This window comes from Aeromonas sp. FDAARGOS 1411 (assembly GCF_019047125.1).
Lineage (GTDB): Bacteria > Pseudomonadota > Gammaproteobacteria > Enterobacterales > Aeromonadaceae > Aeromonas > Aeromonas veronii.
Map to the genome: position 1 here is coordinate 2,548,844 of NZ_CP077214.1, position 14,849 is coordinate 2,563,692.

The 14,849-nt window shown below is 60.4% G+C and carries 12 protein-coding genes; 5 read left to right on the plus strand and 7 right to left on the minus strand.

Features of this window, described 5'->3' with window-relative positions:
- Window positions 1–34: 34 nt before the first annotated feature.
- Together alsS and budA are read right to left on the minus strand one after the other, a co-directional pair.
- Complete coding sequence (gene alsS, locus I6L41_RS11230) at window positions 35–1,705, minus strand: acetolactate synthase AlsS (protein ID WP_157161226.1); 1,671 nt, start codon at window positions 1,703–1,705, stop codon at window positions 35–37.
- An 18-nt stretch (window positions 1,706–1,723) separates the two neighbouring features.
- Window positions 1,724–2,518 carry an acetolactate decarboxylase gene (budA, locus tag I6L41_RS11235; protein WP_216958900.1) on the minus strand — a complete coding sequence of 265 codons (795 nt, stop codon included), beginning with the start codon at window positions 2,516–2,518 and terminating at the stop codon, window positions 1,724–1,726.
- A 108-nt stretch (window positions 2,519–2,626) separates the two neighbouring features.
- On the opposite strand from budA, the gene I6L41_RS11240 reads away from it, so the two are divergent.
- Window positions 2,627–3,562, plus strand: coding sequence for a LysR substrate-binding domain-containing protein (locus I6L41_RS11240; protein WP_103422082.1), 936 nt, complete (start codon window positions 2,627–2,629; stop codon window positions 3,560–3,562).
- A 42-nt stretch (window positions 3,563–3,604) separates the two neighbouring features.
- Here I6L41_RS11240 and tyrS read toward each other — a convergent pair whose 3' ends face one another.
- Entirely contained in the window at window positions 3,605–4,804 is a 1,200-nt protein-coding gene (gene tyrS, locus I6L41_RS11245) for a tyrosine--tRNA ligase (RefSeq protein ID WP_005347884.1), read from the minus strand.
- Between the two features lie 109 nt (window positions 4,805–4,913).
- On the opposite strand from tyrS, the gene I6L41_RS11250 reads away from it, so the two are divergent.
- On the plus strand, window positions 4,914–6,239 hold the full coding sequence (locus tag I6L41_RS11250) for a peptidoglycan DD-metalloendopeptidase family protein (protein ID WP_216958902.1): 1,326 nt from the start codon (window positions 4,914–4,916) through the stop codon (window positions 6,237–6,239).
- A gap of 312 nt (window positions 6,240–6,551) precedes the next feature.
- Window positions 6,552–7,673, plus strand: a complete 1,122-nt coding sequence (locus tag I6L41_RS11255) for an anhydro-N-acetylmuramic acid kinase (RefSeq protein WP_040066620.1) — start codon at window positions 6,552–6,554, stop codon at window positions 7,671–7,673.
- A 22-nt stretch (window positions 7,674–7,695) separates the two neighbouring features.
- On the opposite strand, the gene I6L41_RS11260 is transcribed toward I6L41_RS11255, so the two are convergent.
- Entirely contained in the window at window positions 7,696–8,568 is an 873-nt protein-coding gene (locus I6L41_RS11260; RefSeq protein WP_005358744.1) for a hypothetical protein, read from the minus strand.
- Window positions 8,569–9,735: 1,167 nt separating this feature from the next.
- Between I6L41_RS11260 and I6L41_RS11265 the strand changes: the two genes are divergently transcribed.
- Window positions 9,736–11,001: a RidA family protein gene (locus tag I6L41_RS11265; protein WP_216958906.1), complete on the plus strand. Its 1,266-nt coding sequence runs from the start codon at window positions 9,736–9,738 to the stop codon at window positions 10,999–11,001.
- 72 nt (window positions 11,002–11,073) lie between these two features.
- On the opposite strand, the gene I6L41_RS11270 is transcribed toward I6L41_RS11265, so the two are convergent.
- The 3 genes from I6L41_RS11270 to I6L41_RS11280 form a co-directional block, all read right to left on the minus strand.
- A complete protein-coding gene (locus I6L41_RS11270; RefSeq protein WP_123173592.1) occupies window positions 11,074–11,796 on the minus strand; it encodes a PA1136 family autoinducer-binding transcriptional regulator in 723 nt (240 codons plus the stop codon).
- Window positions 11,793–12,656 carry a glyoxalase III HchA gene (gene hchA / locus I6L41_RS11275; RefSeq protein ID WP_216958909.1) on the minus strand — a complete coding sequence of 288 codons (864 nt, stop codon included), beginning with the start codon at window positions 12,654–12,656 and terminating at the stop codon, window positions 11,793–11,795. The genes I6L41_RS11270 and hchA overlap by 4 nt, the downstream gene beginning before the upstream one ends.
- A gap of 145 nt (window positions 12,657–12,801) precedes the next feature.
- Window positions 12,802–13,674 carry a LysR family transcriptional regulator gene (locus tag I6L41_RS11280; protein WP_216958912.1) on the minus strand — a complete coding sequence of 291 codons (873 nt, stop codon included), beginning with the start codon at window positions 13,672–13,674 and terminating at the stop codon, window positions 12,802–12,804.
- Between the two features lie 135 nt (window positions 13,675–13,809).
- Here I6L41_RS11280 and I6L41_RS11285 point away from each other — a divergent pair, with 135 nt between their 5' ends.
- Window positions 13,810–14,838 carry an NAD(P)H-quinone oxidoreductase gene (locus tag I6L41_RS11285; RefSeq protein ID WP_216958915.1) on the plus strand — a complete coding sequence of 343 codons (1,029 nt, stop codon included), beginning with the start codon at window positions 13,810–13,812 and terminating at the stop codon, window positions 14,836–14,838.
- Window positions 14,839–14,849: the final 11 nt, after the last annotated feature.

The window sequence follows — 14,849 nt, forward strand, 5'->3', positions numbered from 1 at the left end:
ACACAAGGATTCAGGCCAGCACCGCTACTCACACTTATGCCAATACTTCTGGCCTGAGCTGGGCCATCAGCCCCGGGTTGTCGGAGTAATCCACCGGGATCGCCACCACCGCAGGCCCCTCCACCGCCAGTGCGGCCCGCAGGGTGGCGCGCAGCTCGTCGGCAGAGCGCACCGCGAAACCGGCCGCCCCGAACGATTCGGCATAGCGTTTGAAGTCTATGGGGCCAAAAGAGACGCCGGAGGTGCGGCAATATTTCTGCTGCTCCTGCATCGCGACCATGTTGTAGCCGTTATCGACCCAGATGATGTGAACGATATTGCTCTTGAGCCGCACCGCCGTCTCCAGCTCCATGCTCGACTGCATAAAGCTGCCATCCCCCGATACCGAGATCACCTTCTCACCCGGCCGTACCAGCGCCGCACCGATGGCCCACGGCAGGGCCACCCCCATGGTCTGCTGACCATTGGAGATCAACACCTGACGAGCGCGGAAGCTGTAGAGGTAGCGGGCAATCCAGATATGGAAGCTGCCCATGTCGACGCAGAGTGTCATGTCGTCGCGCACCAGATCCTGCAGCTCGCGCACGATACGCAAGGGGTGAACCGGATTGCCGTGCAGATCGTCTGCCCGCATCGCCAGTCGCAACCGCTGCTGGCGAACCCCTTGCAGCAGCCGATCCACCTCGGGGGGGCGGATTTTCGGATTGCCCATGATGCGGGTCAGCTGCAACAGGTTGGCGCGGATCGACCCCACCAGCTCGGCGGTCGGGCAGTAGCTGCTGTCGATATCGGCAGGCAGCACGTCGATATGGAGGATGCGCCGCTCCCTGTCGCCATTCCACAACACGGGGTCGTACTCGATGGGGCTGTAGCCGATGCAGATCACCAGATCAGCCCCAGCCAGCAGCTGATCCCCCGGCTGGTTGTTAAAGAGCCCGACCCGTCCTGCAAAGTCATCGAAGTGGCAGCTGTCCACCACCCCGGCGGCCTGATAGGTACCGGTCACCGGCAGCCGCGCCTTGTCGAGGAAGGCGCGTACCGCTTCGGCATTTTCCGGCCGGCTCGCCATCAGGCCGAGCAGCACCACCGGATTCTGGGCGTTGTGCAGCAGGGTCAATGCCTGCTCCATATTCTGTTCATCGGCGCAGCCCGGCTCCGGCACCTCGCGGGGTACCAGCACATTGCCCTGCACCGGCTTGTTGATGATATCCATCGGCAGGCTGACAAAGGCCGCCCCCGGCCGCCCCAGCTCGGCAGCGCGAAAGGCGTTGGCCATCACTTCCGAAATTGCCGCCCCGCTGTTGACCTGAGCGCTGAACTTGGTGACCGGACGGCAGAGGTTGACCGTATCCATGCTCTGATGAGTGAGTTTGAGGCCGTCGGCACGGCGCACCGCACCGCCCAGCGCCACCATGGGGTCCCCTTCCGAGGTGGCGGTCGCCAGCCCGGTAATAAGGTTGGAGCAGCCGGGGCCCGAGGTGACCAGCGCCACCCCCGCCTTGCCGGTGAGACGCCCCACGGCGGCCGCCATAAAGGCGGCGTTCGCCTCGTGGCGCACCACTATGGTCTCGATGGGGGAGTCCTCCAGCGCATCGAACACCCGATCAATCTTGGCACCGGGAATACCGAACACCTGCTTGACCCCTTGCGCCTCCAGATGACGAACCACCAACTCGGCACCGCACTTCCACTGTCTGTTTTCCATGATATTGCTCCTTGTCTATCAGCCTTCGGCGGCCTGAATGGCGCGATCGAGATCGGCGGGGTTGAGGTCGGCATGCCGGAAAGCGGGATCCGATGGCAGGGCCAGATTGAGGTGACGCACCACAGAAAGTCGCAGGGTGCCGTGGGCCATGGTGTAGTCGAGCAGATGGCCGCCCCCCTTGCGATCGGCGGTGATCATGTGCTCGTGAAAACCCGCCACATTGACCCCCTGCACGAACGGCGGGCAGCGAAAGCCCACCAGAGTTCCCGCCACCTCGGCAAAGCGGAATAGCGGCTGCTGTTCGATGGCTTCCAGCATGGGGCGATAGGGGGGCTCCTGACGCGGCACGGTACGGACCTTGGCTGTTTCAAACTGGCCGTCGAGGCGCAGGGCGACGAAGACGTTGTCGGAGCCCACCAGCCGATCCACCCACTGGTGGATCTCGTCACGGCTCAGGGGATGGTCGAAGCGACGCTCCAGACAGGGGCGAAAATGGGTCATCACCGCAAAGGGGGTCTTCTGATCGGCGCGGGCGGGCCGGGCCGAGCCATCGGAGCGCAACTGGTGGATCTGGCGCTCGAAGGCGATCAGCTCGCCATCGAGGTGGTTGAAGGTGCCGAGGCCAAAGTCGCCGTGGCGCAGCAGCTCGCTCATGGTGGTCTCCCCTTCGTAGACCCCCGCCAGCAGGGCGCTCATCAGGGAACTCTGGTAGATCTCGCCACCGTCATGCTGCCTGCGCCAGCGGGAAAACTGCTGGCTCACTTCAAGGGCACAGCTGCACCCGGCACTGTCAGATGTTGCAATATGTTCCATTCGGGTTTCACCTCCACCGTGAATCCTGTTAGCGTTCGGATCCAATGGTGACTTGGTTCACATTTCAACACCAATACGCTGATCCCATGACTTTGAGACTCAATCGATATGGAACTTCGTACGCTCCGCTACTTCATGGCCGTTGTTGAAAAGCAGAATTTCACCCGCGCAGCCGAATCACTCAACATGGCCCAGCCGCCGCTGAGCCAGCAGATCCGCAAGCTGGAAGAGACCCTGGGCACCCCGCTACTGCGCCGTTTGACCCGCAGTGTCGAGCTGACCGAGGCGGGCGAGAGCCTCTATCGGGATGCGGCGCAGATCCTGGCGCTGGCCGATGCGGCAAAGCAGAAGGTAAAGCGGATTGCCCGGGGCGAGCAGGGGGCACTGCGGATCGGCTTTGCCGGCTCCACCGTGCTCCACCCCGCGGTGCTGACCCTGCTGCACGACTATCGGGAGCGCTACCCCGAGGTGGCCCTCAGCCCGCAGGAGGGCACCATGCCGTCACTGGTGGAGGCGCTGCGCAACGATCGGCTGGATGCGGCCATCTTGCGGCTCCCCTGCCGGGGTAGCGAGGGCTTTGCCCATCACCTTATCGAGCAGGAGCCGCTGCTGATCGCCCTGCCCACCAGCCACCCCAAAGCCAAGCCGGGCCCCTTGCCACTGGCCAGCCTGAAGGACGAGAGTTTTATTCTGTTTCCCCACGCCATCGGGCCCGGGCTCTATGATGGCATCGTGGGTCTCTGTCGGGAGGCGGGGTTCGAGCCTATATTGGGGCCCGAATGCCCGCAGGTGATCTCCACCGTCGGCATGGTGCAGGCGGGCTTTGGCGTGACCCTGGTGCCAAGCTCGGTGGCGGCGCTGCGCCCGCTCGGGGTCAGTTATCACCCCATTGAGGGCAACGGCATGATGACCAGTATCAGTCTGGCGACACGGCCACACCCAAGCAGTGCCGTGCTGCGGCACTTTATCGCCCAGATCCGTGCCGCCCAGATACGACAAGGCCTCCCGAAGGAGGCCCTGTTGAACAAGCTTGAACCGGCCTGATGGCCAGCTTGCCTGATGCGACTGCTTATTTGACGGTACTGCTTATTTGACAGTCACCCGGGCAAACTTGCGCTTGCCGACCTGATAGACGGCGGTACCGGCACCGATGAGTGCCTTGCCATCTTCCAGCTTCTCGCCATCCACCTTGACCGCGCCCTGCTTGATCATCCGCAGCGCTTCGGAGGTGGTGGCCACCAGATCGGCCTCTTTCAGCAGGTTGGCAATGGCCAGACCTTCACCTTCCAGTGCCAGCTCGATTTCCGGCATCTCGTCCGGAATGGCGTTCTTGGAGAAACGCTGGGTGAAATCTTCGTGGGCCGCTTCGGCCGCCGCTTCGTCGTGATAACGGGCGATGATCTCTTTGGCCAGCCAGATCTTCACATCGCGCGGGTTGAGGGTACCGGCAGCGATGCCTGCCTTGAACTCTTCGATTTCGGCCAGCGGACGGAAGGAGAGCAGCTCGTAGTAGTTCCACATCAGATCGTCGGTGATGGACATGATCTTGCCGAACATCTCGCCCGGAGCGTCGTGGACGCCGATGTAGTTGCCTGCGGACTTGGACATCTTCTTGACGCCATCCAGACCCACCAGCAGCGGCATCATCAGCACGCACTGGGTCGCCATGCCGGCATCTTTTTGCAGCTCGCGGCCCATCAGCAGGTTGAACTTCTGGTCGGTACCACCCAGCTCGACGTCCGCCTTCAGCGCGACCGAGTCATAGCCTTGCAGCAGCGGATAGAGGAATTCGTGAATCGCGATGGATTGGCCGCCGGTGTAGCGCTTTTTGAAGTCGTCACGCTCCATCATGCGGGCCACGGTCTGCTTGGCCGCCAGCTTGATCATGCCGGTCGCACCCAGCTCGCTCAGCCAGGTCGAGTTGTACTCGATGCGGGTCTTGGCGGGGTCGAGGATCTTGAACGCCTGCTCGGCATAGGTGAGGGCGTTGTGCTTGATAGCCTCTTCGGAGAGCGGCGGACGGGTAGCGTTCTTGCCGGAGGGGTCACCCACCATGGCAGTGAAGTCACCGATCAGCAGGATCACTTCATGGCCCAGATCCTGGAAGGTCTTCAGCTTGTTGAGGATCACGGTATGACCCAGGTGAATGTCGGGGGCCGTCGGGTCCATGCCCAACTTGATGCGCAGCGGGCGCCCTTCCTTCAACTTGGCGACAAGTTCTTCTTCAACCAGAATTTCTTCCGCTCCGCGCTTGATCTCGGCTAGCGCCACCTCGAGCTGGGACATTTTTTGACTCTCCATCACGATTCCACAGGGCCAAACATATTACTGGAATGGCGGGCCAATTGGAAAGGCTGTAAAATCCGTCCATTCTGCCCGACTTCATCTGCTTCTCATGGTTATTTGGCACGCCTTCAACGCACTCCCCCACTGGCACCGCAAGATGGTGCTGATCTTGAGCATCATGATCATGATGCTGGCTGCCTGGCCAAGCGAACAGGCAGTAGCAACACGGGTCGATGAAAACGGCAACGAAATTGCCCTGCGGGAACCGGCCAACGACAACACTCTGAACGACGAGCTGACCGCCGAGGCCGCCCCGTCTGTCACCCCGCCCAAACCGCGCTACATCACCAAGCAGGTGAAGGTACGCCGTGGCGACAACATGGGAGTCATCTTCCAGCGCATTGGCCTGAGCACCACGGATCTGCACCTGATCGATCAGCTCGAGGGCAGCGATCCCTTGCGGATGCTGCAACCGGGGCAGGAGCTCACCTTCAAGCTCACCGAGAACGGCGAGCTACACAGCCTCTATTACCCCCACAGTCTGGAGCAGGCGCTCAAGGTGAGCCGCAAGGAGGAGACCTTTGTCGCCCGCAACGTCAAAATCGCCCTCGACACCCGCGAACAGGTGAGCAAGGGCGAGATCCGCTCCAGCTTCTGGGGCGCCGCAGTGGATGCGGGGATGACCGAAGATCAGATCATGGACTTGGCCGCCATCTTCGGCTGGGACATCGACTTTGCCCAGGACTTGCAGCCGGGGGACAGCTTCCGGGTGGTCTATGAAGACAAGTTCCGCGACGACGAGCGGGTCGCCTCCGGCGATATTCTGGCGGCGGAGTTCGTCAACCAGGGCACCGCCTACCGCGCCGTGCTCAATGAAGATGGCAACTACTACACCCCGGAAGGGAAGGCGATGCGCAAGAGCTTCCTGCGTGCACCGGTCAACTTCAAATACATCAGCTCCAACTTCAACCCGCGCCGCCTCCATCCGGTGACCGGCAAGATCCGCCCCCATAACGGCATCGACTATGTAGCGCCGGTGGGTACCCCCATCATGGCGGCGGGCTCCGGCAGCGTGGTGGCCGCCGGTTACAACCAGTTCAACGGCAACTACGTCTTTATCAAGCATGCTGGCAACTATGTAACCAAGTACCTGCACCTCTCCAAGCGCACCGTCAACAAGGGACAGCGGGTGAAGCAGGGGCAGACCATCGGCACTCTGGGTGGCACCGGCCGCGTCACCGGCCCGCACCTGCACTACGAATTCGTGGTGGGCGGCATTCACAAGAACCCGCGCACCCTCACCCTGCCGCAGGCAGAGACCCTGAGCGGACGCGAGCTGGCCAACTTCAAAAAGCTGGCGATGCCGCAACTGGCCAAGCTCGACAACCCCGAGCTGCAGCTGGCCCAGAACAAGCGGGATAGTCGCGGCAACTAAGCTATCAGGGCTGGCAGGGTGAAGGCCCTGCCAGCCCCTTTTATTGAACCCGCGCCAAGCAACCAGATTGAAATGAGTCCACTTTCGGACATAAGATGAGATGGAACACCGGGAGCGGCATGTGGCACGGAAGCAAGGGCTTATCTATCCTGTCTCTCTCACTCTTTTTCCGGTCCGCATTGAGGATGCCCCATGGTTGAGCGTTATATCGGTCTGATGTCAAAGACCACGCCATGTGGCATGGGATGAAAGCCGTTCCCCTCTTCACCCTCTCTGCACACCGCATTTTCAAGCAGCAATGTAAGGAGACACATGGCTGAACGCTATATCGGTCTGATGTCGGGAACCAGCATGGACGGCATTGATGCCGTGCTGGTGATGATCGCCGGGGATGAACTGCGGGTCGAAGCGGCGCTTTGTCACCCCTGGCCACAAGAGACCGCACGCACGCTGCATGCACTCTGCACCCCGGGCGACAACGAAATCGACCGCATGGGGGTGGCCGATAATCTGGTGGCGCGAGAGTTTGCCGCCGCCACCCACGCGCTGCTGACCAAGGCGAAGCTTGAGCCCAAAAATATTCGCGCCATCGGCAGCCACGGCCAAACCATCCGCCATCGCCCCCAGCTCGGGTTTACCCTGCAGATCGGCAACGCCGCCCTGCTGGCCGCCCTGACCGGCATCGACGTTATCACCGATTTTCGCACCATGGATATGGCCCTCGGCGGTCAGGGGGCGCCGCTGGTGCCCGCCTTCCATCAGGCGCTGTTTGCCAAACCCGGCGCCCTGCGAGTGGTACTGAACCTCGGCGGCATCGCCAATATCTCGGTGCTGCCAGGCAATCCGGGCGGTGTCTATGGTTTTGATACCGGCCCGGCCAATACCCTGCTCGATGGCTGGTATCGCCGTCATCAGCCCCACGGCGGCAGCTATGACGCCGGTGGCAAATGGGCCGCCAGTGGCAAGCCCATCCCGGCCCTGCTGGAGAAACTGCTGGCTCACCCCTACTTCGCCGCCCCCGCCCCCAAGAGCACCGGACGGGAGATGTTTACCCTCGATTGGCTCGATGGGGAGCTGGCAGGCACTTCATACGCCCCCGTGGATGTGCAGCGCACCCTGCAGGCGCTCACCTGCCACAGCATCGCCCGCCAACTGCCCGCTCGGCCCGAATCAGTCGGTGCCAGCCAGCCGAAAGCCGAGCTGTTTGTCTGCGGCGGCGGTGCCCATAACGCCCCCTTGCTGAAGGAGCTGGCCAGCCTGCTGCCTGCATGGCGCATCGCCAGCACCGCCGAGCTGGGCCTTGCCCCCGACTGGGTGGAAGGCGCAGCCTTTGCCTGGCTGGCCATGTGCTTTGTTCACCGCAAGCCGGGGAACCTGCCCGCCGTCACCGGCGCCAGCCGTCCGGCTGTACTGGGGGCGCTTTATCCTGCCTGAGTGATGACAAGGGGGCTGCGGATCAGTGTGCCCCCTTGAACAGACGCACAACCTGTTGCCGGAACGGTGCAAACAGCGGGGGCTTTGGCGGCTCCAGATTGATATGGCGCCGCCCGGCACGGGTTTCACAGCGAAGCAGATTCTGGATGTAGTGGTGGTGGGAGCGATGGATCAGCTGTGAGGCTTGATACGCCCACTGTCTGGGCACGCCCCACAGAGTGCTGGCAATCGCCCCGACGATGCAGAAGAAAGCGGGCTCCTGAATTCCCATCCGGCTGGCATTCTCCAGCGCCTCCTTGAGCGAGTTGGAGTGGGCAATACAGGTCATGATATTGACCATGAAGGCGTCGTAATCATCCTCCCCACCCTTGCCAACACGCGCTGTCAGGGTCGCCGCGGGCTGATAACCAAACTGATGGCCGATATTTTCCAACACCGTATTCCGCTGGCGGATCACCTTGCCATAAAACATCAGCATCACCATGCAGTCGATCGCCTTGCACAGCGCCTCGTAGTGGGGATGGCTCTTCTTGGGACGCGGCGCCGTGGCGAGGGCCAGCTCTTCAGAGATGGCCAGCAGGCCCACAGGTACGGCGGTGCTGACAAACGAGAGATCAATCGACAGCTCCAGCCCCTCCTCCCCTTCCATGCGGGCCACAATCACATGTTCGCCAAACAGCCGACGCTGGCGCTCGATAAAGGCGCCAAAGACCAGATCACGAAACTGCTTTTGCGGATAAGGGGTATCGAGCAGGCTCTCGATGGTCATGATGGCGGCGGATACCCGGCCGCGCAGTCGGTAATCGGCAGGAATGGGAAAGCTCTTTCCCAGGCGAGGAGGTAACCGCTGCCCAGATGTTTGACAATACATATCGCCCAGAACGAAACCCAGCATAAATCCTCCACAGTCAGGTAATGATGATCGCGACGCGATCTCGTTTGCCAATCCTGGGCAATGGCCTGCCGGTGCTTCGATGCTCTCCGTCAGGGCTCCTTGATCACCTTATTAATCATACGATTAATAGCAATTGAAAAAAGCGACCTGACTCGCAATCACGCCACTAATTAACAGTTTCATCAAGAAACAATAAAAAGCGGTCGATAAATCCATTTTTTGACGCATTTCCCTTTAAAAACAGCATATTGAAATTTATTCCTGCGAAATCATCTAAACTGTTCATGAGCCCTGAAAACCATCCCAATCATCACAACCAGCAACAGATAACAGGGAGATCAGACAAAGCCACAAAAAGTGGAAAAAGCGATGACGCGGGGCAACCCCACCCATCGGGGGATACAACCGGCGTGAAGAGACGCGGATTGCCACCACATCCTCCTTCCTTATCCAGCACCACCTCTCATCCAACACCACTGCTCCCGCACGCCGTCACGCCAACGCCATGCTTCCCACTCCTGTGCAGCAGAGGCAGATCCGCCGTGCAAATTCATGGCATAGAACTTTATGGCGTTAATAACAGATCCAAGCTGCCAGCAAGGCGTCATCGAGTATGCCGGAATAATCATTTACAGAGAGGAATGCAAAAGCCGTGAATTATATTCCAGAGGTATCTTTAATAATGTTGATATGCATATTCACGGGAATTTTCATAGCCCCTTAAAAGAGCTGAAAACAGATATCCATGCACCATAATATGCATTATTTGCACATCGGCGCATAATATTAACCCTTTATTCACACGCCAATATCCCGAAGAGGGGGAGAGCAAACCCAGTCAGGGCAAGGCTGTTCGCCGGTTCGGCACCATTTGCGCACGAATTGGCTGCAATTTCGGGTGAATTGAATAGCAATATGATTAAATTTGCACCCATTGAGCCATCTCATAGAAATGCAATCAGCGGTTTGCAACCCCTGATAGCCACTCATAGAATCGCAGCGTCTGAAATATCTACCCTGTCCTCTTCTCCCTTATTCCTCTCAGTAATTGAGTGGATCACAAATAATAACCGGGGATGCCGCCGCTGGCGCAGTTGCCATGGCGCACCACAAGATGGGGTAAACCTGTACCTGAATGAACAACAAATATTAAAAAGAGGCATATCTATGAGTGGCACCATCATCAAGTCGGCAAGAAATACCCCCCATGCACCCCAGGACCTGAGCCCCAGCACCCAAACGGTGGCGTTTTCTCATTACAACAATATCTCCGCCCAGCTGCCGGTCGATCCCGCCACCGGCAAGATGGTGAGCGGCGATGTCACCGCGCAGGCCAGACAGTGCCTGAGCAACCTCAAGGCAATCATCGAGAGCATCGGCCATGTGATGGACGATATGGTGAAAGCGACCATCTTCCTGAAAGAGATGGCGGATCTGGAAGCGGTCAACGCCGTCTATCGCGAATTCTTCCCGGGCTATCTGCCGACCCGCACCACCCTCGCCGTCGCCGCCCTGCCGCTGGGTGCGCTGGTGCAGATCGATGCCATCATCTCCAACGGCGAAGGCACCTTCCCGCAAGATCCTTGCCCGCTGGTGAAGCTCGCCCGCAACAGTGACAAGGCGCCGCACAATCCGCTCTCCACCCACACCGTGGCCTTCTCCCACTACAACAATATCGGCGCCCAGCTGCCGGTCGATGCAGCCTCTGGCCAGCTGGTTGCCGGTGGCATCAAGGAGCAGGCGGGCCAGTGCCTGCGCAATATCAAGGCGGTGCTGGAGAGCATCGACGTGCCGTTTGACGATATCGTCAAGGTCACCGTCTATCTGACCGATCTGGCCGATCTGGAGGCCGTCAACGAGGTCTACACCACCTTCTTCCCCGACTCTGCCATTGCCCGCGCCGTCGCTTATCTGCCCGCCCGCTCGGTAGTCAGTGCCGCCGCCCTGCCCATGGGGGCGCGGGTGCAGATGGATGCGGTCATCTCCCACGGTGACGGCACCCCGCCGCAACTGGTGGAAGATCGTCACAATCTGGTGATCCGCGCCCGCAATACCGACAAGGCACCGCGCAGCCCGCTCCATTGCCAGACTGTCGCCTTCTCCCACTACAACCATCTCTCTGCCCAACTGCCGATAGACCCCGCCACCGGCAAGATCCTGGCTGGCTGCATCAAGGAGCAGACCGCCCAGTGCCTGAGCAATATCAAGGCGATTGTGGAGAGCATCGGCCATGTGATGGACGATATCGTCAAGGTGAATATCCAACTCGGCAATATCGCGGATCTGGAGGCGGTCAACGCCGTCTACACCAAATATTTCCCGGGTTATCTGCCTGCCCGCACCGTGATTGGCGTGAGCGAGCTGCCCGCTGGCGCCTTGGTGCAAATTGATGCGGTAATGTCCAATGCGGAAAGCACCCCGCCGCAGGTGTAATGTTGCGGGAAATAAAAAAGAGACCGGCTGATGGCCGGTCTATTTTTACATGCCAGACAAAGGGATGGCCCCTCAGCCCTCGATATCGCGGTTCCTGATCGCCACTCTGACCGCCTCTGCGGTAGTGGCCACCCCCAGCCGACGGCGGGCACTGCGCAGATGGTTCTCGACCGTGCGCACCGAAAGCTTCAGGGTGGTGGCGATATCGGCATGGCGCCAACCCCGGGAGACCCACTCCAGCACTTCGCGCTCGCGCCCAGTGAGGCCACGCTCGTGACCCGCTACCGGCATCTCCATCAGGCGACGAGCTGCATGAAAAGCCGCCGCCGCGATCAGCGCAAGGCCAACCCGAGTGTGGGCACTGGCATCGATCTGATCGCCGCCAAAGCTCATCGCCCCTTCCAGCCCCAACGGCCCATAGACGGGAACCTGCAAGCCATGTCGGCCCGGCCCCTCAGGCTGGCGAACGATACGGTACTGCTCGCCAGCAGCGCCAACCGTTTTGCTCCAGAAGAAGGGCTGGTCTCGCTCCCTGATATGCATCGCCATCGGGCACTCGCGCATATAGGCATGCAGGTCGACCGCCTCGCCGCTCTCCAGCCACTCCCCCTCCAGCCAGTAGAGATGCTCGACCACCCCCTCCTCGCTAGCACTGATGGAGAAGAGCGCAAAGCGGTGATACCCCAGCGGGGTGGCAAAAGCGCGCACCAGTTGCTGGATCTCCTCCAACCGCTGGCACCCTTCCAGCGCCACCGCGACCTGCAGCGCATTCGCTGGCGACGACGACAACCTCATCGCTTGGCAACCGCCTCCAGCAAGGTGGTAGCGGCCAGCTTGCCGAGGTTATTGCCCGCCAGCGGGCTGTCACCGGTCAGCAGATTGCGATCCCGGCACACCTCTCCCGAGATGCCGTTGTTGACGATCTCGAAGCCAATCTCTTTGAGCTTCTCGCCAAACTTCCAGGTGAGGTGGCCCGGCATATAGCCAATTGTCGGGGTCTGGGCATCCAGCTCGTCGGGGAAGGCGCAGATCTTGTAGCCCGCGAAGGTCTCTGGATTGGCCACCGCCAGCAACGCAGCAGGCCCGTGACAGAGGGAGATGATGAAGCGATCGTTGGCCATCGCCCACTCCAGCAGCGCTTTCACCTCGGCACTCTGCGGCAACCCCATCAGGGCGCCGTGGCCGCCGGGAATAAAGACGCCGATATAGTCCGAGTCGGCGGCCAGCGCCTCTTTCAGCAGATCGGCCAGCTTGGCCGGTTGGCGGAACTGCGCCTGATATTTGGCATAGAGCCCCAACACCTCTTCATCTTCGCCGGGCATGGCCCACCACTCGAACTTGACCGGATTGCCGGAGAGGGTGGCCACGTCAAAGGCAAAGCCCGCCTTGTCGAGGTGATACATGGGCAGCAGGGTTTCGACCGGATGGTTACCGGTGGAAAACAGGGTACCGTTGTCGGTGGGCAGATAGCGCTCATCGGCCCCGATCAGCAGGATCTTCCAGCGCCCCTCCCGATAGGGAGCGGGATAGTCGGCCCCGGCAAGGTCAGATTTGCGCGAGGTGAACTGGCTCAGGGAGTAGGGCGACGGGAAGAAGGCATTCTGCTCTGCCGGATCCGGGGTTGGTTGTTTATCGTCAACAAGCATGTCGGTCATGGGTCAGGCTCCAGTAGTGGTGGACTCGGTCTCACAGTATTGACTGTCAGAGACCAAGTAAATGAGGGTTTTCCCTCAACCGCCATGACTATGGCAAGAGGTGTGACCGCGCTGCGACAAAACCTGAACAGAATCCCCGCCAGATTTAGGCCATCGCGGCAAATGCCCTGACGATGGCATCCATGACCGCTCTAACCCGCGCGGCATGTTGCACATCCTGATGGGTCACCAGCCACACATCGTAGGATTGCTGTAACTGCCGCTCGGGCCAGACCCGCACCAACCCGGCTTGCTCTGCGAGCGGAACCGCTACCTCGCCAAGTCCCAGCCCCATCAACAGGGCCTGACGCAGCATCAGGCTGGTATTGACCCCCGCGGCGACCGTGGCCCCCTCGGCCGCCTCTTCGAGCATCATTGGCGAGCGAGCGCTCTGCCAGTGGGGCTCATACACCACCAGCGAATGGCCCGTAAAAGCGGTGCCCACTTCGGGTATGCCATGGCGAGCCAGATAGTCGGCGGAGGCATACAACCCGACCGGCCAGGAGGCCAGCTTGCGAATAATCAGGTCGGGATTGTCCGGCTTCACCGTCCGGATCGCGATATCCGCTTCCCGCAGGGACAGATTGACCACCTGGGTCGAGGTATTGAGGATGACCCTGATATCGGGATAACGCTGATGCAGCTCGGTCAGGGCCGGTATCAGAAAATCCATCCCCAGGGTGTCTGTGGTCGCCACACTGACCTCCCCGACCAGGCGGTTGTCGACCCCTTGCGCCGCCCGCACAAAATCAATGGCCGCCAGCTCCATCTGCTGGGCGCTGGCCAGCACTATCTCCCCGACATGGGTCAGCACATACCCTTTGGATGTGCGGAGAAACAACGTGGCAGCCAGACGATGCTCCAGTGCGGCAATCCGCCTGCCAATGGTTGCCTGATCGACCCCGACCACACGGGCGGCGCCCCTCAGGCTCCCCTCCCGATGCAACGCCAGAAAAATTTTCGCATCATCCCAGTTCATCACGACTCCCGGTTGAAATGCATTTTTGCATCACAGGTGAGGGATAATACTGCGTTTATTCATCGGCAATCTCCACTATCTTGGTGCTCATCCCACTCGGGGAACCTCATATCACCTCGTTACAAGGAGCCGCTGATGCATAACGCCTATTCCATTCCCGCCACCATGAGCGCGGTAGAGATTACCCAGCCAGGTGGCCCCGATGTCTTGCAGCTGACCACCCGCGCCACACCCAAGCCCAAGCCGGATGAGGTCTTGATCCGGCACTATGCAACCGGCATCAATGGGCCGGATGTGATGCAGCGCAAAGGGCTCTACCCGCCTCCGGCAGGAGCATCGGATATTCCCGGGCTGGAGGTCGCCGGGGTCGTGGTCGCCAAGGGGGAGCAGGTGGACCATCTCAAGGTTGGCGACAAGGTCGCCGCGCTGATTTCGGGTGGCGGCTATGCCGAGTACAGCGTCGCCCACCAGAGCAATGTCCTGCCCCTGCCGCCCGGATTAAGCTTTGTCGAAGCCGCGGCACTGCCGGAAACCTTTATGACGGTCTGGTCAAATATGCTTGAACGGGGTCAGTTCAAAAAAGGGGACATTATCTTGATCCATGGCGGCGCCTCCGGTATCGGCACGACCGCCACCATGCTGGCCAAGGCATTTGGCGCCGCCAAAATCATCACCACGGTCGGCTCACCCGAGCAGCAGGCCGCCAGCATCAAGCTGGGCGCGGATGTGGCCGTACTCTACAAGGAGGAAGATTTTGTCGAGGCCGTGCATGCCGCCACCGATGGCCATGGCGCCGACATCATTCTCGATATCATTGGCGGGGAGTATGTCGCGCGCAACTATGCGGCGGCCGCCATCAATGGTCGCATAGTCCAGATCGGCATTATTGCGGGCGCCGCCCCCAATCTGGATCTGTTTCCCATGCTGCAAAAGCGACTGACCCATATCGGCTCTACCCTGCGATCGCGTACTCCGCAGGAAAAAGCCGAACTGATTGCCCAGCTGCAAACTCATGTCTGGCCATTTATCGAACGCGGTGAGGTCAAACCGCAGGTTTACCAGACCTTCCCGCTGGATGAGGCCGCCGCCGCCCACCATTTGCTGGACTCAGGCCGCCATATCGGCAAGCTGGTGTTAACCATGGCACCGTTATCGTCAGATTGATAAAGCCCATA

Excerpts from the sequence above, each read along its gene's own strand:
- alsS (WP_157161226.1), bottom strand. The coding sequence starts at position 1,705 with ATGGAAAACAGACAGTGGAAGTGCGGTGCCGAGTTGGTGGTTCGTCAT.
- I6L41_RS11250 (WP_216958902.1), top strand. The coding sequence starts at position 4,914 with ATGGTTATTTGGCACGCCTTCAACGCACTCCCCCACTGGCACCGCAAG.
- I6L41_RS11240 (WP_103422082.1), top strand. The coding sequence starts at position 2,627 with ATGGAACTTCGTACGCTCCGCTACTTCATGGCCGTTGTTGAAAAGCAG.
- budA (WP_216958900.1), bottom strand. The coding sequence starts at position 2,518 with ATGGAACATATTGCAACATCTGACAGTGCCGGGTGCAGCTGTGCCCTT.
- I6L41_RS11255 (WP_040066620.1), top strand. The coding sequence starts at position 6,552 with ATGGCTGAACGCTATATCGGTCTGATGTCGGGAACCAGCATGGACGGC.
- I6L41_RS11270 (WP_123173592.1), bottom strand. The coding sequence starts at position 11,796 with ATGAGGTTGTCGTCGTCGCCAGCGAATGCGCTGCAGGTCGCGGTGGCG.
- I6L41_RS11260 (WP_005358744.1), bottom strand. The coding sequence starts at position 8,568 with ATGCTGGGTTTCGTTCTGGGCGATATGTATTGTCAAACATCTGGGCAG.
- I6L41_RS11265 (WP_216958906.1), top strand. The coding sequence starts at position 9,736 with ATGAGTGGCACCATCATCAAGTCGGCAAGAAATACCCCCCATGCACCC.
- tyrS (WP_005347884.1), bottom strand. The coding sequence starts at position 4,804 with ATGTCCCAGCTCGAGGTGGCGCTAGCCGAGATCAAGCGCGGAGCGGAA.
- I6L41_RS11285 (WP_216958915.1), top strand. The coding sequence starts at position 13,810 with ATGCATAACGCCTATTCCATTCCCGCCACCATGAGCGCGGTAGAGATT.
- I6L41_RS11280 (WP_216958912.1), bottom strand. The coding sequence starts at position 13,674 with ATGAACTGGGATGATGCGAAAATTTTTCTGGCGTTGCATCGGGAGGGG.
- hchA (WP_216958909.1), bottom strand. The coding sequence starts at position 12,656 with ATGACCGACATGCTTGTTGACGATAAACAACCAACCCCGGATCCGGCA.